At 46.0% G+C, this 17,612-nt stretch carries 19 protein-coding genes, 1 pseudogene and 1 riboswitch; of the genes and pseudogenes, 4 read left to right on the forward strand and 16 right to left on the reverse strand.

The window, feature by feature from the left end; translation table 11 throughout:
* Positions 1-380 precede the first annotated feature (380 nt).
* Positions 381-662 carry a hypothetical protein gene (locus J0X21_RS01735; RefSeq protein ID WP_206809565.1) on the reverse strand — a complete coding sequence of 94 codons (282 nt, stop codon included), beginning with the start codon at positions 660-662 and terminating at the stop codon, positions 381-383.
* A 110-nt stretch (positions 663-772) separates the two neighbouring features.
* Here J0X21_RS01735 and J0X21_RS01740 point away from each other — a divergent pair, with 110 nt between their 5' ends.
* Positions 773-1,048 (forward strand): tyrosine-type recombinase/integrase, encoded by a 276-nt coding sequence (locus J0X21_RS01740; RefSeq protein ID WP_206809574.1) that lies wholly within the window; start codon positions 773-775, stop codon positions 1,046-1,048.
* Positions 1,049-1,458: 410 nt separating this feature from the next.
* On the opposite strand, the gene groL is transcribed toward J0X21_RS01740, so the two are convergent.
* The 7 genes from groL to moaA all read right to left on the reverse strand — a co-directional run bounded on the left by groL (position 1,459) and on the right by moaA (position 7,302).
* On the reverse strand, positions 1,459-3,090 hold the full coding sequence (gene groL, locus J0X21_RS01745) for a chaperonin GroEL (protein WP_206809581.1): 1,632 nt from the start codon (positions 3,088-3,090) through the stop codon (positions 1,459-1,461).
* A 51-nt stretch (positions 3,091-3,141) separates the two neighbouring features.
* A complete protein-coding gene (gene groES, locus J0X21_RS01750; RefSeq protein ID WP_206809598.1) occupies positions 3,142-3,426 on the reverse strand; it encodes a co-chaperone GroES in 285 nt (94 codons plus the stop codon).
* Positions 3,427-3,858: 432 nt separating this feature from the next.
* Positions 3,859-4,680: an NYN domain-containing protein gene (locus J0X21_RS01755; RefSeq protein WP_206809601.1), complete on the reverse strand. Its 822-nt coding sequence runs from the start codon at positions 4,678-4,680 to the stop codon at positions 3,859-3,861.
* A gap of 205 nt (positions 4,681-4,885) precedes the next feature.
* The gene (locus tag J0X21_RS01760) at positions 4,886-5,377 is read right to left on the reverse strand and encodes a MogA/MoaB family molybdenum cofactor biosynthesis protein (protein ID WP_206809603.1); all 492 of its coding nucleotides are present in this window, start codon (positions 5,375-5,377) and stop codon (positions 4,886-4,888) included.
* Entirely contained in the window at positions 5,377-5,811 is a 435-nt protein-coding gene (locus tag J0X21_RS01765; RefSeq protein WP_206809606.1) for an MOSC domain-containing protein, read from the reverse strand. The genes J0X21_RS01760 and J0X21_RS01765 overlap by 1 nt, the downstream gene beginning before the upstream one ends.
* A gap of 47 nt (positions 5,812-5,858) precedes the next feature.
* Positions 5,859-6,332: a cyclic pyranopterin monophosphate synthase MoaC gene (gene moaC, locus J0X21_RS01770; protein WP_206809620.1), complete on the reverse strand. Its 474-nt coding sequence runs from the start codon at positions 6,330-6,332 to the stop codon at positions 5,859-5,861.
* Between the two features lies 1 nt (position 6,333).
* Positions 6,334-7,302: a GTP 3',8-cyclase MoaA gene (gene moaA / locus J0X21_RS01775; protein ID WP_206809754.1), complete on the reverse strand. Its 969-nt coding sequence runs from the start codon at positions 7,300-7,302 to the stop codon at positions 6,334-6,336.
* 63 nt (positions 7,303-7,365) lie between these two features.
* A riboswitch (molybdenum cofactor riboswitch) is annotated at positions 7,366-7,510 on the reverse strand.
* Positions 7,511-7,670: 160 nt separating this feature from the next.
* Between moaA and fdhD the strand changes: the two genes are divergently transcribed.
* Positions 7,671-8,456: a formate dehydrogenase accessory sulfurtransferase FdhD gene (gene fdhD / locus J0X21_RS01780; protein WP_206809637.1), complete on the forward strand. Its 786-nt coding sequence runs from the start codon at positions 7,671-7,673 to the stop codon at positions 8,454-8,456.
* On the opposite strand, the gene mobA is transcribed toward fdhD, so the two are convergent.
* The 6 genes and pseudogenes from mobA to J0X21_RS01810 all read right to left on the reverse strand — a co-directional run bounded on the left by mobA (position 8,445) and on the right by J0X21_RS01810 (position 13,366).
* Positions 8,445-9,110 carry a molybdenum cofactor guanylyltransferase gene (gene mobA, locus J0X21_RS01785; protein ID WP_236006025.1) on the reverse strand — a complete coding sequence of 222 codons (666 nt, stop codon included), beginning with the start codon at positions 9,108-9,110 and terminating at the stop codon, positions 8,445-8,447. The two genes, fdhD and mobA, sit on opposite strands and share 12 nt — an antisense overlap.
* Positions 9,103-9,294, reverse strand: a pseudogene (locus tag J0X21_RS15570) (glutaredoxin family protein); the annotation flags it as partial. The pseudogene J0X21_RS15570 and the gene mobA, both read right to left, overlap by 8 nt.
* A 497-nt stretch (positions 9,295-9,791) precedes the next feature.
* Entirely contained in the window at positions 9,792-12,062 is a 2,271-nt protein-coding gene (locus J0X21_RS01795) for a PAS domain S-box protein (RefSeq protein WP_206809641.1), read from the reverse strand.
* A 255-nt stretch (positions 12,063-12,317) separates the two neighbouring features.
* The gene (locus J0X21_RS01800; RefSeq protein WP_206809643.1) at positions 12,318-12,509 is read right to left on the reverse strand and encodes a hypothetical protein; all 192 of its coding nucleotides are present in this window, start codon (positions 12,507-12,509) and stop codon (positions 12,318-12,320) included.
* A 104-nt stretch (positions 12,510-12,613) separates the two neighbouring features.
* The gene (locus tag J0X21_RS01805; RefSeq protein ID WP_206809644.1) at positions 12,614-12,871 is read right to left on the reverse strand and encodes a hypothetical protein; all 258 of its coding nucleotides are present in this window, start codon (positions 12,869-12,871) and stop codon (positions 12,614-12,616) included.
* Positions 12,872-13,111: 240 nt separating this feature from the next.
* A complete protein-coding gene (locus J0X21_RS01810) occupies positions 13,112-13,366 on the reverse strand; it encodes a hypothetical protein (protein ID WP_206809646.1) in 255 nt (84 codons plus the stop codon).
* A 409-nt stretch (positions 13,367-13,775) separates the two neighbouring features.
* On the opposite strand from J0X21_RS01810, the gene J0X21_RS01815 reads away from it, so the two are divergent.
* Positions 13,776-15,254: an ArsB/NhaD family transporter gene (locus J0X21_RS01815; protein ID WP_206809648.1), complete on the forward strand. Its 1,479-nt coding sequence runs from the start codon at positions 13,776-13,778 to the stop codon at positions 15,252-15,254.
* A gap of 344 nt (positions 15,255-15,598) precedes the next feature.
* On the opposite strand, the gene J0X21_RS01820 is transcribed toward J0X21_RS01815, so the two are convergent.
* Together J0X21_RS01820 and J0X21_RS01825 are read right to left on the reverse strand one after the other, a co-directional pair.
* Positions 15,599-15,916 carry a hypothetical protein gene (locus J0X21_RS01820; protein ID WP_206809649.1) on the reverse strand — a complete coding sequence of 106 codons (318 nt, stop codon included), beginning with the start codon at positions 15,914-15,916 and terminating at the stop codon, positions 15,599-15,601.
* A gap of 393 nt (positions 15,917-16,309) precedes the next feature.
* The gene (locus J0X21_RS01825) at positions 16,310-16,915 is read right to left on the reverse strand and encodes an SET domain-containing protein (protein WP_206809651.1); all 606 of its coding nucleotides are present in this window, start codon (positions 16,913-16,915) and stop codon (positions 16,310-16,312) included.
* A gap of 161 nt (positions 16,916-17,076) precedes the next feature.
* Here J0X21_RS01825 and speD point away from each other — a divergent pair, with 161 nt between their 5' ends.
* Complete coding sequence (gene speD / locus J0X21_RS01830) at positions 17,077-17,514, forward strand: adenosylmethionine decarboxylase (RefSeq protein WP_206809659.1); 438 nt, start codon at positions 17,077-17,079, stop codon at positions 17,512-17,514.
* The last annotated feature ends 98 nt before the right edge of the window (positions 17,515-17,612 follow it).

Here is a 17,612-nt window from a genome sequence, read left to right on the forward strand (position 1 = left end):
CGGAGATGGGGATTTAAGTGTAAAAGATGGTGGACTCGTCTTCCGTGACGCCTGGCTATTTTATGCAGGCTCTCTCCACGACGAACAGTATGATGCATGAGCACTCTCTCCTTCTAGTTTTATAGTATTCCTTTTATTTCCGATTGCACTTTATTATTATGATCGGACAAAATCTTACTGTGCAAGTCTACAAGTCTATAGGAATTTTTTTGCCCGAAACAAAAAAGAGCTAGAGTCTCGCTAACCCTAGCTGTTTTACTTTATCATCAAGGTTACCGTAAGGGAACGAGGTCAGGGAGGCCAATGCGGAGCTGGTGCGATCAATACAGGTGATAGAACAAAGGTTAGCAGAGATGAAGAAGGACGCCGAATAAGGCGTCTTACATTCTATATAAGTACCACCGGCATTCTCCAACCCGGTATTTTAGTTCAAGCACCTGCATGCGTTCTCCGATCACGCCCTGGCAGCGCATAATCAGCTCCCGTTCCTTGCCCACCTTTTCCTCGCTCCTGGCCAAGACCTGGTCAACCTGGATTACTGTCTGCTTGTCTTCTTCGGTAATTCGGAGTCGCTCTGGCCGAATCAGGCCGAAATCCCCGGAAGGAGGATCGCGGCAACCCGCTTCGAGCTGGCTTTGCATTTGCATGGTTGGTCTTGACATAGATTTGATCTTTGGAAAATACAAACCCTCACCATTCGATGAGGGCTGCGTTTATGAGCGTTTAATTCTTCTTACACTGAATATTCTAGTATGCACACGTTACCGGCCGCATGATCTTCAGAAAGGCCATCGAGTTCGAGCTCATAAAGAACGATCCCACTCAGTTTGTCACCGTTCCGAAAAAACCCAAGACTATCGAGGAACTTGAAGCCGAGGAAGAAGAAATTAAGTATCTCGAAAAAGAGGAGCTCTCACTGTTCTTGAAAACATCCAAAGAAAAGGGGCTTGATAAGGACTATCCGGTTTTCCTTCTCCTTGCCTATACAGGTATGAGAGCTGGGGAAATGTTAGCTCTCAAGTGGAAGGATATCGACTTTGAGGAATAAACGATCAACATAACAAAAACGTATTATAACCCCAATAATAACGTTACAAAGTACAAGCTCTTGCCGCCAAAGACAAAAACATCTAAGCGTAAAATCACCGTGGATCCGATTGTTTTAGAAGAACTTCCCTCCTGGCCGAAGCTGGGGCAAGTCTCCCTGAAATCATGGAAAGATTAGGCCATAAGGATGATGAAACAACCAGAACAGTCTATATGCACACTACAAAAGCCATGAAAAAAGAGGCTTCTCGTAAGTTCAGTGAACTCATGAAGCCTCTAATCTCATCCATACCTAACTAAGGCATGTTGAATATCTTTTATTTGATTGCGTTACCCCAATGTTACCCCTGAGGGTATTTAAGGTGTCTCAAATCCTTTGCATGTGCACTATAAGCGTTTTCCAGGCCTTGCTTACATCATGCCGCCCATGCCGCCCATGCCGCCCATGGCTGCTGCAGCTGCGCCTTTATCCTTTTCCGGAAGGTCAGTCACAAGGCACTCCGTGGTCAGGAGCATGGCAGCAATAGACGCTGCGTTTTGGAGGGCGGAGCGGGTCACCTTAGCCGGGTCAACAATCCCGGCCGCGATCATATCCTCGTATTCCATGGACACCGCATTAAAGCCGACACCACGTCCATGGCTGCGCACTTTCTCCACAACGACAGAACCTTCATACCCGGCGTTATTGGCGATCTGACGCAGCGGCTCTTCCAAAGCGCGGCGGACAATGTTAGCCCCTGTCTTTTCATCCCCGACTAATTCAATCTTATCCAAGGCTGCAACGGCGTCAATCAGCGCGGTGCCGCCGCCGGCTACGATTCCTTCTTCAACCGCAGCGCGGGTTGCAGCCAAAGCATCTTCAATCCGCAGTTTCTTTTCTTTCATTTCTGTTTCGGTGGCCGCCCCGACTTGAATCACTGCAACCCCGCCGGCCAGCTTAGCCAAACGCTCTTGCAATTTTTCGCGGTCAAAATCGGAAGTAGTTTCTTCAATCTGTTTCTTAATGGCTTCCACCCGTTTTTGGATATCGTCCGTACTGCCGGAACCTTCCACAATTGTGGTTTCTTCCTTGGTTACACGCACCTGACGGGCACGACCGAGCATATCAATGGTCGTGTTGTCCAGTTTAAGGCCGAGGTCTTCCGTAACCACGGTGCCTCCGGTAAGCACTGCAATATCCTCAAGCATCGCTTTGCGGCGGTCACCGAAGCCAGGAGCTTTAACCCCAACTGCCGTAAAGGTGCCACGCAGTTTATTCACCACTAAGGTCGCAAGCGCTTCCCCTTCAATATCTTCGGCGATAATCAGAAGTTGACGGCCTTGCTGTACGACTTTTTCCAAGACCGGAAGAATATCAGCAATGGCGCCGATTTTCTTATCGGTGATTAAAATGAAAGGATCATTGAGTACGGCTTCCATTTTGTCGGTATCGGTAATCATATAAGGAGAAATATAGCCGCGGTCAAATTGCATGCCTTCCACGACTTCCAGTTCGGTAGTCATGCCTTTAGCCTCTTCAACGGTAATAACCCCGTCTTTACCCACTTTCTCCATCGCTTCCGCAATCAGTTCGCCGATCGCACTGTCTCCGGCGGAGATGGAGGCAACTTGAGCAATCGCTTCTTTACTCTCAACCGTCTTCGCATTTTCCTTGATGTCATCGACAATGGCAGCAACAGCCGCTTCGATACCGCGTTTAATCCCCATCGGATTGGCTCCGGCGGCCACGTTTTTCAGCCCTTCCCGGATAATGGCCTGGGCCAGCACCGTCGCGGTGGTGGTTCCGTCTCCGGCCACGTCATTGGTTTTGGTCGCGACTTCTTTCACCAGCTGGGCACCCATGTTCTCAAAGGGATCCTCAAGCTCGATTTCGCGGGCGATGCTAACTCCGTCATTGGTAATCAGAGGAGAACCAAACTTTTTATCTAAAACAACATTGCGTCCTTTCGGTCCTAAAGTGACGCGCACTGCTTCTGCCAACGCATTCACGCCACGTTCCAATGCATGGCGTGCATCTTCATTAAAAACAATTTGTTTAGCCAACGTCTATTCCTCCCTATTTTTTAACCTTTTAACGTTTCAAAGGAAAGCCTATTAACCAACAATAGCCAAGATATCGGATTCTTTCAAAATCAGGTACTCTTGTCCATCATACTTAACTTCGGTACCCGCATATTTGGAATAAATCACACGGTCCCCCACTTTAACATCAAGTGCAAGACGTTCTCCTTTTTCCAGTTTTCCAGGTCCGACAGCTACAATTTCTCCCTCCTGCGGCTTCTCCTTAGCAGTATCAGGCATAATGATGCCGCTCTTCGTTTTTTCTTCCATCGGGAGTGCCTTAATTACGACCCGATCTCCAAGAGGTTTGATGTTCATTGAAGTAAGTCCCTCCTTAAGATTTCTTAATATATGTTGTTTTACTTTTATTTGTTGTTAGCACTCAGTTCAGTTGAGTGCTAACATCTAGCTATAATAATATGCAAGGGGCTACCGGAAAGCAACCCCCCTTATTGGTTAAATCAGGGCGTTTCCAGGCTAATTTTAGGATTATTCAGGGCAAATCTTCAATTTGCTTCATCTTACTCTACATAAGCATATTTCTTAGAATTAAACTCTAACGATTATGTTGGCCAAACTTTTTATATTTTATTCATGGCTAAACACATTTTTTACGGCACCAATCATAGCCATATCAAGAAGGTACGGGATGTCCAGGACAAAAGCCAAGCTGTCCCAACCTATTGTTTGGAACAGCTCTCTTATTTTCCTCATCATAATGAAAATGTTACCAGTCATACACCGGGAAAGTTATTGTTCCAGTTTTGCGTACCGTTCTCCCAACTCCTCAAGCAGGGGTTCTAAGGCAGCCCGCACCACAGGGTGCTCGATGTTAAGAAGGTAAATCTTAGTTTTGCCGATGCGTAGACTAGGATCTGGATGTTCGCGTTCAATGAGGATGTTTTCACGCAAGGCATAACGAATGAGTTCCTTAACTTGGGTCACCGGACGGGCCAGCCGCTCGCTCAAGGCCGTGCGGGCCTTGGTCGAAGCAACATAAGGCAGACGCAACTGCATTTGTGCTAAGGTCTCAAGCGCCGCTTGGAGGTCTGTCTCTGGGCGATATTCTTCATCCAAACCAAGACTAAGCATATCGCTTAGAATCTCGCTGCCTTCGCAATAAGGCTGAAGAGAATGATGAACACTCCCATCTACCCCAATAACCCTTACTTCTTTGCCCCAGGCCCGAATCTTCCTGATTAATGGCAGGAAATCCCCATCACCGCTTAATAATACAAAAACATCTACTGTCGATGGGCGTGTGAGCAGAATTTCCAAGGCCTCAAGCATAAGTTCCAAGTCCGCTGCATTGTGACGCAAATCGGTATTGGAGTAATTGTTCTTTCCGTACACATGTCTGGTAAATACATTGGTTTTTTCAAAAACAGTCTGGGTGCGCCAAAACTCCTCCCGGTCAAAATTAGCAAAGAGATAAATAGCCAATAAATCCTTGCTCGTTCGCTGAGCATACTGTTGCAGAGCCTGTACCAGCGATTCGGGTGCCAGTTTATACCCTCGTTCCTGCATGCCGCTCCAAATGTTCTCATAATCGACAAACGCAATGGCTTTCACGCTGTCACCCCGTTTCCCGCTTGTCTACTATAGTGTACGCAGAAAACGGACAGGGGTGACAGACACAAACAAAAAGAGACCCGAAGGCCTCAGACTCCCATACCGCTACACAGCAGGCGAGCTACTTTGAAGAGTTTGATAGTCATCCTTCGGCGTTTAGTATTTCTCAATGGCCCACGCCTCCGGCAATAGTCTCCACCGGAGACTATTGTGTCCCACACTCACTGGCTTCCCCCTTCAGAATCTCAATTCCGTGAGTGAGCGCAGGGGCGATCGCCTGCCAGCATTCCCGCACCGCTTTCGGGCTTCCGGGCATATTGATGATCAGGGTGTATTTGCGGATCGCGGCAGTTGCCCTGCTGAGCATCGCCTTGGGTGTAACCTTGAGGCTTTCCGCCCGCATCACTTCGGCAATACCCGGCACATGCCGCTCGGCTACAGCTAAGGTGGCTTCCGGGGTTACATCCCGCTGAGAAAAGCCTGTTCCGCCCGTGGTCAGAATCAAGTCCAGCTGCAAATCATCGGCCCAGCGTCTCAACGTGTCAGCGATCAAATCCCGATCGTCCGGCAAGACCACATATTCCACGACTTCACCCTCGATCTCGCGCACTAATTCACGCAAGGCCGGGCCGGACAGATCCTCCCTCTCTCCACGCGACCCTTTATCACTGGCCGTAATGACACCCACTCTAAACATCAGGAAAACACCTCGATCTTATCTCCGACGTGTACCGGTCCGCCTTCAAGCACCTTAATGAAGATTCCTTCCTTAGGCATGACACAGTCTCCGGCCTGATAATAAATAGCGCATTTAGTATGGCATTCTTTGCCGATCTGGGTCACTTCACCCAAGCCACCCTCTCCGATTTTGAGTTTTGTACCCACCGGCAGACTGACTAAGTCAATCCCTTCCGTGGTCAAATTCTCGGCAAAATCTCCCGGATGGACATCCAGCCCTTTTTCCTGCATTTTCTTGATACTTTCTAAGGCCAAAAGGCTTACCTGACGATGCCAGTCTCCGCCATGGGCATCTCCTTCAATCCCGAAATTAACTTTCAATACCCCAGTCCCCACGTTTTTTTTACGCATCCCTTTTCTTTCACTCGTACATACCGCGACGATTTTACCCATTCGTATTCATCCTTTCATACTAGCTTCAGGTACTCAGAATTCAGATGTCAATCTTCCCTTATGAAGTGCCCGCTTTTTCCTCCGGCTTTTTCTGCCAGATAGACGTCTTTAATGGTCATCTCCTTATCGACGGCTTTACACATGTCATAGATGGTTAAGGCTGCTACACTCACGGCAGTCAGTGCTTCCATCTCCACGCCGGTCTTTCCGGCGACTTTAACAATGGCCTCAATTTCAACCGTGCCGGGGTCTTTTAAGTGGAAATTTAATTTGGCACTGGTAATATTTAAGGGATGACACATCGGAATTAAGGCCGATGTTTGTTTGGCGGCCATAATGCCTGCCACTTGAGCGACAGCAAGTACATCCCCTTTGGCGATTTGGCCTTCTTTAATCAAACGCAAAGTCTCAGGCTTCATCTCTACCCGGCCGCGGGCGACGGCCATACGGGCGGTCTCGTCCTTGGCACTGACGTCAACCATGCGGGCGCGTCCTTCTTCGTCAAAATGCGTTAATTCCATGTTACCCTCCGATCTGAGACATTAGGCGTTTATCCTGCCACTCCCGGTCATTCATATGGTGCTCAGCGGGTTTCAGCCAAACTCCCTTGGCAAAGAGGTCTGCGACCTCCGTATCACTGACTCCGCTGCGCAAAGCTTGGCGTAAATCCACTTCATAACTGCTGTGCAGGCACGGACGTAGTTTCCCATCCGCAGTCAGGCGCACCCGGTTGCAGGTATGGCAGAAATGCCGGCTTAAGGCACTGATAAAACCAACCGTTCCTTGAAACCCCGGCGGCCGGTAATATTCGGCCGGGCCGCCGCCTTGAACATCATCCGTAGCTTTCACATCCTGAATGTCCAAAAGCTTTTGCATCTCCGCAATCGGGACAAAATCGCTCCGGTCATCGGAGGCCCCGATCGGCATCAGTTCAATGAAGCGCACATGGAGAGGATAATTGCGGGCCAATTCCGTTAACTTCGGCAGCTCTTCATAATTTTGGCTCCGTGACACCACGACATTAATTTTTACCGGATGAAGCCCCGCTTCCAGCGACCGGAAAATTCCCTGAAGCACTCGGTTCACATCCCCGCCCCGGGTAATATGACGGAAACGTTCAGGGTCTAAGGTGTCCAAACTGACATTCACCCGCTGAACCCCTACCCGCTTTAAATCAAAGGCATGCTCAGCCAGCAAAATCCCATTGGTTGTAAGCATTAGATCATCGACCCCGGGAATCTGAGCAGCTTGCTCAAGAAAAGAGAGAATACCCTTGCGCACCAAAGGTTCTCCCCCGGTAATGCGAAAACGCCGAAAACCAAAGCGGGTACTGATCTTAATCAGGCGCAGAATCTCTTCAAAAGAAAGAATCGATTCATGCGGCATCCACTGAATTCCCTCTGCGGGCATGCAATAGCGGCAGCGCAAATTGCACCGGTCCGTAACCGAGATACGGAGATATTCAATGTTCCGGTTAAATTGATCCTGCATCATATCCCTCGTTTCCCAAGTTAAATAAAATATCCGCGGTCTGCAAATAACCGCGGACACTTGCCCGTTATTGTACAGACTCCTTTCCATGCAGGAGATATCACCGTTTCCGGTCATACCCGAGCGCCCGCACTGCGAGCACTTGCCTGGTCACCGTGGCCATCGCTTGATAGCTTTAGGTTCTCCAGTTTCGGAGTGTTTTTAGTTTATGATTGTTTAATTGAGTTTAATTGAGTTTACTTGAAGTACCTCTCTTACTAGTATATTATAATATAGTCTTTAGAATATTTCCACCTGTAAATGCTTGTTACAGATAAGCTTAAACTTAAAGAAGAGTAAAATTCTACACCACAAGCGGAGGAAATCTCATGGAAGAAAGCAAACGCTTTCCGGTTTTAAAAGCTCAGGGTCATACCGTCACTGAAACGACGGATCTTGTGGTATCCGAGGTTCCTTTAACCGTTTACTTTAATGATGAAGAAATTGTAACGATGCTCTGCTCCCCCGCCCAGCTCGAAGAACTTGCCATCGGCTTTCTGCTCACGGAAGGATTTATCAAAAAGCAGGAAGAGCTTTACTCCTTGCGTTATGCGCCGGAAGAAAACCTAATTTGGATTGAAGGCAAGGCCCGCCCTTTACAGAAAGAGTTAATGAGCAAGCGTTTCCTCTCGGCCTGCTGTGGCAAAAGCCGGGCTTCTTTTTACTTTGCCAATGATGCCCGCCTGGTTAAACCGCAAAACTCCAGCCTGCAGATTACCCTGACTGAAGCCTATACCTACGCCAACCACCTGCAGGAACACCTGCCCCTTTTCCAGGCTACCGGCGGGATTCACAGCGGCGGCATCGCCCGCAACGGGGAAATTTTGCTCACCAGCTATGATATCGGGCGTCACAATGTCTTTGACAAACTATTTGGAAGCGCGTTTCGGGCAGGGCTAGATCTTGAGAACCATGTGATCTTTTTCAGCGGACGCATCTCCTCTGAGATTCTCTTGAAAGTAGCCAAGATGAAGGTTCCGATCCTTATTGCCCGCTCGGCCCCGACTGACCTGGCCTTAAACTTGGCCCGCGATCTTAAGATCACGGTCATTGGTTTTGCCCGGGGAGACCGCCTCAATATCTATACCTTTCCGGAACGCATCCTAATAGACTAACCGGTTAGGAAGAGCAGCCTGAGCCTGTATTAGCCTGTCCCACTGCTCCGGAGTATTGACATTGAGAAACGCTTGTTCAAGGCGCTCTGCTGCCTCCTTTTCCCGTGCAGGCAGCCCGAAGGCCAAGGCCATTTCCTCCGGACCTACGTACCGGACTTTGCACTCCGGGTAAAAATCGATGATCTTCAGGCGGCCGGCCTCAAGATACTTTTCCACATACGGCAAACAGGTCCGCCCATAAAATGCATGCAGGGGATTGAGTTTCCCGTCGATTTGCGGCACTACCACATCATACTCCCCGGCCCAGCGGCTGAGAAAACGGATAAGCTTCGGCTCTAAAAAAGGCATATCGCAGGCCACAAAAAAAACATAATCAAATGAAGCCGCTTTAAGCCCGGCTTGCAAGCCGCCAACCGGACCTCTCCCCTGTACCAGATCGGGAACTACCTTCGCTCCGTATGTTTCATAAAGATGGGGATCGTTACTGCTGATGAGGACTTCTGCGAAAATCTCCTGCAGGACATGGAGACTTCGTGCAACCAGCGGTTCCCCGTCTAATTCGAGGAAAGCCTTATTTCTTCTCATGCGCGAGCTCTTGCCCCCGGCCAGGAGAATTCCGGTTGCCTGCAACCGGTTCCCCGTTTCCTTAGCCATGATAATCTAGGAACGCCTCCTCATATTCCTTCTCTACAAATCCGATCAAAACTCTTTTCCCGACTCGCGTCACCGGCACGGTCATAACATCCGTCCAGGTCTGCATTTCTTTGCGTGCCTTGGGAAAGAGGATATTCTTTTCCGTGAAATTTATTCCTTTACCCGTAAGGAACCGCCGTGCGCGCGCGCAATGCGGTCAGATGGGCACTACATACATCACAACTTCTTCCGCCAACGTATTTTCATCTCCCCTCCAGTGTTCCCCGCCTCAGCTTATCACATTCTTATCATGCTGTCACGTTTCCAGTCCCGGTCCCGGAATACCCGAACCGCACCTTAAAAGAAGTTCCCTTGGGACTGCTGTCAACCATAATCCGCGCCTTATGCCTTCGTCTAATTCCTCAATCATCAGGGCGTAATCATCATGATACCGGGCGCATTTTCCTTTGACACTGAGCATTTGAGATAAATCAGGGTCGTGATCCGTAAGGGAAAAATTCTTCTTAGAAGTCGGACAAGCATTTCCTTAATCACCCTCATCTGTGCAGACAGTCACTTCTTAATCTTCTGCACCCCTGAGGTTTTTCCTTTAGGACCAAAGTCCTAGTTTTTACTGATTAAGGCCGCAATACTTGAATAATTAGATGAAAACTGAGTTAAAGCGAGTGAAAATGACATATTCTAACACGTCGGCAGGGGAAATTTAACCATAAAAACGGTCTGACCCGGCATACTTTGAACAGTCATGCTTGCCTGATGGCGGGCCGCAATGCTATAGCAGACCGCCAAACCCAAGCCTGTTCCCTGATCCTTGGTCGTATAAAAGGGCGTACCGATTTTAGCCAGAACTTCTGCCGGGATGCCGGGACCGTTATCTTCCACCGCCAATACAACTTCAGACTCTTCCAAATAAGTTTTTAAGGTAAGCACCCCGCCGGGTTCCATAGCTTCTAAAGCGTTGCGCGCTAAATTTAACACAATCTGCCTGATTTCCTTCTCATTCAGGAGAAGATGCGGGACACTCTCAAGCCTTAAATAGAACGATTTTTCTCCGTTCAGGGCATCTGCTTCGATTAAAGGGGCGAGCGCAGACAAAATGGCATTTAAGCTTTGGAGTTTGAGTTCAACCGGCCGGTTGCGCCCCAATGACAGGAATTCTGAAATAATCGTATTGGCACGGTCAAGCTCTTCGATCATCAGGTAAAAATACTCGTGATAGGCCTGCAAATCCTGTTTAGCCCCCAGCATCTGCAAAAACCCCCGTACCGTGGTCATCGGATTGCGGATCTCGTGACCAATCCCTGCGGCCATCTGGCCCACAAGACTGAGTCGTTCATAGCGGAGCATTTCTTTTTCGAAATGTTTGCGCTCGGTAATATCAATAATCGCCACTAGGAGACAGGGCTTGCCGCTGAGCTCGATTTTTTCCGTAGCGGCCAATCCATAGCGCACCTGGCCGTCTTGGGTATGATAGGTGACTTCGGAATTGCGTACAAGCTCAGGCTCGCCCATTTGACCTTCAAGCGCAAAGCATTCTTCAAAGATGTCATAAAACTTAAGGCTGTCTGATCCCTGAATAATTTGCGCCCGTTCATACCCAGTAAAAAAGAAGAAACTTTCATTCGCATCCAGGATTTGGCCGTTTTTCCGGTCGATAATCACCATTAAGCTAGGACTGGAATAAAAAGCTTTAAAAAAGCGTTGTTCCGAAGCTCGCAAGGCTTCATTAGCGAGCCTGCGCTCGGTAATATCCCGCATAAACACAGAAAATCCGTTTTCCGCAGGATAGACATGAATTTCCAGCCATTTATGAGAGCGCTCGCCATAATCCTCATAATGCAAGGGAGTTTTTTGCTTCTGGGCCTGCAGGAATTTTTCCTGCATACTTTCATGTCCAGAGATTTCCTCCCATATGGCTTTACCCACAAGCTCCCCTCTTGTTCTTCCCAAGAGAATTTCAGCCTCATGGTTGAGATAAGTAAAGCGCCAGTTTTCGTCAAGGGCAAAGAAAGCTTCGGAAATACTCTCCAAAATATCACTCATCTCGCGGTTAATTTGAGCAAGCTCGCTCTCTGCCTGCAGGCGCACGCCGATTTCTTCCTGCAGATTATTGTTGAGCGCGATCAGTTCTTCATTATGAGCCTGCACCATTTCCAAAATCGAATTTAACTCCGGAAAATCCGTAGGCAGTGTGGATATACTGTTATCCGCCGCCCGTTCGGCAAAAGCCTTAAGAGCCTCGCGCAACTTGCGGAACGCTCTCCAGGCTAAAAAAAAGGAAGCGAGTAAAGTCAAGGCGCCAACAATAAAAACATTCCGGGCTTCCGTCAGCATTTCGTTTGTAACGTCTCGCATCTTATAACTTGCCCAGACGTGCCCGACAATTACACCGTGGTCAAAAATAGGATAAGTTTGGATAAGGATGGGTTCGCCCCAGAAGACAGAGCGGCTGCTATATTTAAGTTCCGGTTTGCCGCTCTCGTAGACGCTAAAATACGGGTAATTATGAGGAATTGGTTTGAGTAAAGATTCACTAAAATTGGGGCCAAAAGCCAGAGAACTGTCAAGTTCAATTGAATAATACCCCATACTCATATGAGGCTGAATGCTAGTGAAATCATTTACTATAGGTTGGAGAGCTTGGTTTAACACTTTTACCTTTTCAGCCGGCGCCTTCTCTAATGCGCCTTCTCGGGCAAGGATATCCTCATATGAACCAGGCATCTTCTGAACCAAATTGAAGGCAACTTGGTACAATTCTTGACCGCGATGGGCTTTCCTCACGGACAAAGATTCGTGCGGAATCACAAGCGCAAGAATAAGCATAGGGGCGAAAATAAGGGCCAGCATCGATATGTATGCTCGTTTGGTTATGGCCAAGGGAAATAGTTTTTGCCAGGTAACTTGCAATATTTTATGCTTATCCAACTCCAAACACCGCCATTCAGCCATTTCAAGATGCCTTCGAATTATCAAACCCTGGTCGGCAGGTCACGTTAGAGGCTTTTGTGAACTCAAGTGCCAAGGTATCTCTTTCGGCAGAGTACCCGAAATTCCTTCCGGGGAATTTGTCGAATTCGCAAAAGTTTCAACTTAGTGAACCTTTTGGTCCAGTCCTCCGTTTCGTTATAGTTTCTCTTCCCGAGACAAATTAAGACCCCCATGTTGCTTTCGACATGGGGGATACCAGTAAACATAATACTTATATTACCATACTTTATTCTGATTATTTTTATTGCTTTTCTGATTTTTGTTTTCTTGATTATTTCCTTCCTCTTTGCTCTCCTCATAATACTCTGAAAAACTATCTTTAACGAGCAACAGTGACAATAACACTATAATAATCCCCAACTCTGTTTCTATTACTGAATTATTAGAAGTTTTACTATCTTCGCTCATATAGTGTCACCTCCTTGTTGAAGAATGCGGGAAGAAAGTTAAGGGATGTCTACTATCTTATTTAACATGTCCCTTGGGTGTTCATTGGGCTGGAAGTCCAATTTTTATTGGGACACAAACGTAATCTGTCTGATAGGAATACGAACCACAGGGCGAATTCCGTCAATTGGATGTCCAACGTTGGCAAACAACTGAGCGTTCGTCAATAATGCGACTCCATTTTGGATTCCACCAAAGCTGCCAACCCAAAAACTAGAATCTGTACCTATTGCCAAACGTGCACCAATGGGATAAGTGTCAAATAGTGCTAAAATTGGAGAAATAGGAGTAAAAGGTGCTCCGAACTGTAATCCAAATAACATATAGCGGTATCCCCTTCCTTTTCGTTTACCACAAGCGTGGCGACATAAGATAAGAAATTAGGGATTACCATTGACTAAAATCTTCTAATTTAGGATATGTCCAAGTTTTCCAATTGTTACAGGGTAGTTGAATTCGAAAAAATTATTCAACAGATTCATTGGGTAATTTCGCAGAAGGAATAAGAGCTAAGAAAATACAAACCAGGGTAGGAAAGAAATCCTACCCTTTTGCTATAGCTACTATTGGGATACAAAGGTAATCTGTCTGATAGGAATGCGGACTACCGGACGGACCCCATCAACTGGATTTCCATTGTTGGCGAACAGCTGAGCATTGGTTAATAATGCCACTCCATCTTGAATTCCACCAAAGCTGCCGACCCAAAAACTCGAATCTGTGCCTATTCCTAAACGGGCACCGATTGGATAAGTGTCAAATAATGCTAGAATTGGCGGAACACAACTAAAGGGTACTCCGAATGGCCCAACGAACATGTGGTAAATCCCCTTTCTTTTCGTCTACCACGAGATGTGGCGATATAAGATAAGAAATTTGGGATTACCCGAGCTGATTGCTTCTAATGTAGAATATGTCCAAGTTTTTAAAGTGTGACAATACGTTGTTTTAGTCGGGAGATGAACCAAGTTGTCTCAAAAAGCATACTATACAATAACCCGAGAACAAATTGAAAAATGAACGGAGAAACAATATGGCGACAGGCACAATTAGAGAATCAAAGCTAACTGCCAGGGGGAGATAAAATATGTTCATGGGCGTCTTTTTGCTTATTAGCGGTTCCTTCTTGTATTTGCTGTTGAAACCTCCAGTCTCCAAAAACATCAACATCCAAGAAGAATTCGTATTTCCAAAGAATCCTTCTCTAGACGGTGAGGGCGTGGCTGGATGTTTGACTTCCCAACCCTATTTACGTTAACCCTATTTTTCCTGATGGTATTGTTTCTCATTTGGAGACCACATGGCATTAATGAATCCATCCCTCCAACCATAAGTGCTATACTGATTTTACTCGCTGGAATCGTCCCTCTGAGCGATGTATCCAAAATTCTGGGGATTGTAAGCGGAGCTTCGATTACCATCCTTTCAACTATTGTGATGTCCATTGTACTCGACAGCATCGGCTTTTTTCGCTGGACGGCCTTCAACTTAGTAAAACTAGCCGCTGGTTCAGGTGTACTGCTCTACTGGTATATAAATCTGCTCTGCTTCCTCATGACCATATTTTTCAACAACGACGGAAGCATCCTCATTACCACCCCTATCATTATTCATATTGTCACTATTTTGAAACTTAAAGCTAAGCAACAATTCCCTTATCTTCTTTCCGGGGCTTTGGTTGCTACGGCCTCCAGTGCTCCCATTGCTGTAAGCAACCTGGCCAACTTGATCGCTCTGGAAATTGTCGGCTTAGATTTGAATTCTTATGTGTCCATGATGTTTGTTCCCTCGATGATAGGAATCACGACGATCTCTTTGCTTCTGTTTTATTACTTTCGGAAAGATATTCCGAAAAGAATTGCCTCTATTGACGGAAAATCTTTCGACTCCTCCTCTTCCATTTCCCACGATTCTTTAGCGGATATGAATGATCCTCCAAACTATCCTCCTCCGCACCACCTTCCTCCACATCATCCTCCGCATCCTCTTCCTCCACATCATCTTTCTCATCCTTTACCGGATTCCGTTCCTCACCTGCCTTCAGCCAGTACCAATAATGCTGCTGAGATCGACATGTCCTTGTTCAAAATTTGTATGGCTATCGTCATCCTGATTAGAGCCGGTCTCTTTGTAGGCGCTGGCTTTGACATCCCAATCGAATGGATCGGCATCTTCGGCGCCCTAGTGCTAATTGGGTATAGATGGTACCGGAAAGGTATAGGGCCGTACGACATTTTAAAGAAAACCCCATGGCATATTATTTTATTTGCTTTCAGCATCTATGTCGTTGTTTACGCCTTGCATAACATCGGTTTAACTGCACTGCTGGTCAAACTTCTGCGCGAGCCTCTATCAGCCAACTATTTGAGCGCAAGTCTGATCAGCGGGGGATTGCTAACGGTGATGTCAAATTTATTCAATAATCTTCCATCAGTCATGATTGGAACCTTCACCCTTGCAGGAATGGGGCTGGATCAGCCCACACTGCACGTTGCCTATTTGGCTAACATTATTGGATCAGATATCGGCTCTTTGATTATTCCTATGGGAACTCTGGCCTCCCTCATTTGGATGTTCCTGCTAAGGAAAAATGGCGTTAGGATCGGTTGGTGGGATTGTATCAAAGTAACCATCCTGGTAATCCCGATTGGGTTGATCATTAGTTTACTAAGCCTGTATGTTTGGGTTGAATGGCTGTTCTACTAGAAAGGTCATTATTCTATGAGGGATCTGTGAGAGGAATCTGTGAGAAGGCCTAGGCATAATTGCCTAGGCCAAAATTTATTGCCATTTGTCTTTATTGGTGAAAATAGTAATGTTATTCGTATTGGTATTGGTGTTATGATTGGGATTACTGTTTTTGTTTGGATTAGTATTGTTATTCATATTATTGATTTTATGGTAATCTCTGATAAACAGGATGAATAATCCGATTATAATCCCCAACTCTGCTTGGATTATTTTATGCCCGAGACATTGATTATTTCCGTTCACAAGGTATCACCTCCGTTCTAGAGGGCGAATCCAGGCCGGCAGACGGATAACGATCATTACCATCCCTGATACCATTGAGATTCTTTATTACTATTACCTTTATTATTGTTATTATTGTTATTGGCTTTGCTCCCATTATTATCCTGCTTTCCGCCGGTATCTTTGTTCTCATTTTGATTTTTAGTGCCGCTGTTATCTTGATTGGCATTGTTTTCTTGATTAGCACTGTCTTTATTTCCTTGATTCTGACTATACCCTGTTATTCCATATATTTTTAGCTTCTGTTTAGCTTCGAGAATTAAAAAAAATATTATAACAAGCGCCAACTCTGCTTGGATTACTGTATCCCCGAAACATTCACAATCGTCTTTCATAGAATTTTCACCTCCTGCTAGATGCGCATTGACGAAAATGGGGGTGCCTAATCTATTTTATTCAGCATGTCCATGGGGTGTTCATGTGGAGGAGTGAGAACAAGAAAAACATGGGTAGGAAAAAATCCTACCCCTTAAACTTCATTCTTTAGATAAATATTATTCTTCTTTGTTCCATGCGTAAACGCTGTATGCCAGCAAAGCAATTATGAGAGCCAATTCTGTTTGAACTACAATTTGGCTGCTACCTTTGGGATCTTCGGCCATATAATTTCACCTCTTTCTTAAAGACGTGTAAACAAAAAAGGGGGTTGTCTGATGTATTTTATTCAACATGTCCAGTAAGTGTTCATGAAAGGAGAAGCAATAAAAAATCAGGGGCAGGACAAAATCCTACCCCTCATCCTGGTCTGACTCTTCTATAAATGTGGTGAGAATTGAGTCTAATGGTTCACGTCCACAAGCAACTGCATTGACTTTATCGACAAATTCCTTTCTGATTAAATGTTTAAGCGGTTGTTCAACATCATTAAAAGTTTTAAACGCTTCCCTGGCCATTGCGTCCCATTCCTGATAAAAATTCAAATAATCATCTGCTTTAACTTTTGTCCGCGCTGTACCTTCTTCAGGCACACATTCGAATTCTTCATCATCGCCCATAGTTGCGTAATCACAAGTTAATTCTTCACCAGGGTAAATGTCTCTTGCCGCCAATTCGAACTCATATGCCGTATCAACGCAATTCGGATGAAAACTGTGATTCATATATCTTGCGTGATCCCAGCAAAGGATATAATCGCCGTCGTTATTTTGATACGAGTATTTATATACCATATTTTGCCTAAGTTCATCGAGGGAATCGACATAATCCTCCTCTAATACCATGTCCAAATCATCCAAAATCCAGACGATCGTCCCTTTAGGAATAAACTTTGTTGCAAATACCCCAAGACCAACCTCTTTACTTACAAGGCGGAGTTCTGTGTCCGGATGCATCATATTTAGTTCACCCTCCTCAGAATATACATTATGCACTCAGTTTGTGGGCGGTCACTTGCTTGGCAAAACAAGACCTAAAAAGCCTTTATTATAGTGGCAAAACTAAGCATATTCACATAGCTTATACCAGATATGTTTGTCCCTCAAGGAGGATGCATAAAATGGATTTCTCAACCTTTGGAAGACATGTCGTTGCAGATGCCTGGGGTATTAATTTCGAGCTTCTAGATGATATTAAACTGTTACAGAAGTATATGGTGGAAGTCGCTGAAGCGTGCACCCTTTCAGTGCTTTCAACTCAAGCTTATAAATTTCACCCACAGGGAGCAAGCATTATTTTACTGATAGCAGAAAGCCACTTTTCAATCCACACATACCCTGAAAAAGGATTTGTGGCGATTGACTGTTATACTTGCGGAGAAACTGTTGACTCTGATGAGGTTGTCACAAAATTCCTGGCTATGTTAAAACCAAATGCCTTTAACGTGATGAAGCTGGTACGTGGCTTAGGAGCTATCGAAATAGTTGAGGCTGAGGATTTTCCCCTTGATGAAAGGAGTATTTGTGATGGTTCAAAAAGATTCTCTGACCGGCTATGAAAGAGACGTCGAAGAAAATTTATGGTTGTGGGAAGATGTACCGGAAATGGGATTTGACTTGAACACCTTTTTCATAGAATGTAGTACAAGCTTGCGAT

Origin of the sequence: Paradesulfitobacterium ferrireducens (assembly GCF_017310645.1) — a bacterium.
GTDB classification, from domain to species: Bacteria; Bacillota; Desulfitobacteriia; order Desulfitobacteriales; family Desulfitobacteriaceae; genus Paradesulfitobacterium; species Paradesulfitobacterium ferrireducens.

Bases quoted from the DNA above. Each gene is read 5' to 3' on its own strand.
- J0X21_RS01735 (WP_206809565.1), bottom strand. From the start codon at position 662: ATGTCAAGACCAACCATGCAAATGCAAAGCCAGCTCGAAGCGGGTTGC.
- J0X21_RS01740 (WP_206809574.1), top strand. From the start codon at position 773: ATGATCTTCAGAAAGGCCATCGAGTTCGAGCTCATAAAGAACGATCCC.
- groES (WP_206809598.1), bottom strand. From the start codon at position 3,426: ATGAACATCAAACCTCTTGGAGATCGGGTCGTAATTAAGGCACTCCCG.
- J0X21_RS01760 (WP_206809603.1), bottom strand. From the start codon at position 5,377: ATGTTTAGAGTGGGTGTCATTACGGCCAGTGATAAAGGGTCGCGTGGA.
- J0X21_RS01765 (WP_206809606.1), bottom strand. From the start codon at position 5,811: ATGGGTAAAATCGTCGCGGTATGTACGAGTGAAAGAAAAGGGATGCGT.
- moaC (WP_206809620.1), bottom strand. From the start codon at position 6,332: ATGGAATTAACGCATTTTGACGAAGAAGGACGCGCCCGCATGGTTGAC.
- moaA (WP_206809754.1), bottom strand. From the start codon at position 7,302: ATGCAGGATCAATTTAACCGGAACATTGAATATCTCCGTATCTCGGTT.
- fdhD (WP_206809637.1), top strand. From the start codon at position 7,671: ATGGAAGAAAGCAAACGCTTTCCGGTTTTAAAAGCTCAGGGTCATACC.
- mobA (WP_236006025.1), bottom strand. From the start codon at position 9,110: ATGGCTAAGGAAACGGGGAACCGGTTGCAGGCAACCGGAATTCTCCTG.
- J0X21_RS01795 (WP_206809641.1), bottom strand. From the start codon at position 12,062: ATGGCTGAATGGCGGTGTTTGGAGTTGGATAAGCATAAAATATTGCAA.
- J0X21_RS01800 (WP_206809643.1), bottom strand. From the start codon at position 12,509: ATGAGCGAAGATAGTAAAACTTCTAATAATTCAGTAATAGAAACAGAG.
- J0X21_RS01805 (WP_206809644.1), bottom strand. From the start codon at position 12,871: ATGTTATTTGGATTACAGTTCGGAGCACCTTTTACTCCTATTTCTCCA.
- J0X21_RS01810 (WP_206809646.1), bottom strand. From the start codon at position 13,366: ATGTTCGTTGGGCCATTCGGAGTACCCTTTAGTTGTGTTCCGCCAATT.
- J0X21_RS01815 (WP_206809648.1), top strand. From the start codon at position 13,776: ATGTTTGACTTCCCAACCCTATTTACGTTAACCCTATTTTTCCTGATG.
- J0X21_RS01820 (WP_206809649.1), bottom strand. From the start codon at position 15,916: ATGAAAGACGATTGTGAATGTTTCGGGGATACAGTAATCCAAGCAGAG.
- J0X21_RS01825 (WP_206809651.1), bottom strand. From the start codon at position 16,915: ATGATGCATCCGGACACAGAACTCCGCCTTGTAAGTAAAGAGGTTGGT.
- speD (WP_206809659.1), top strand. From the start codon at position 17,077: ATGGATTTCTCAACCTTTGGAAGACATGTCGTTGCAGATGCCTGGGGT.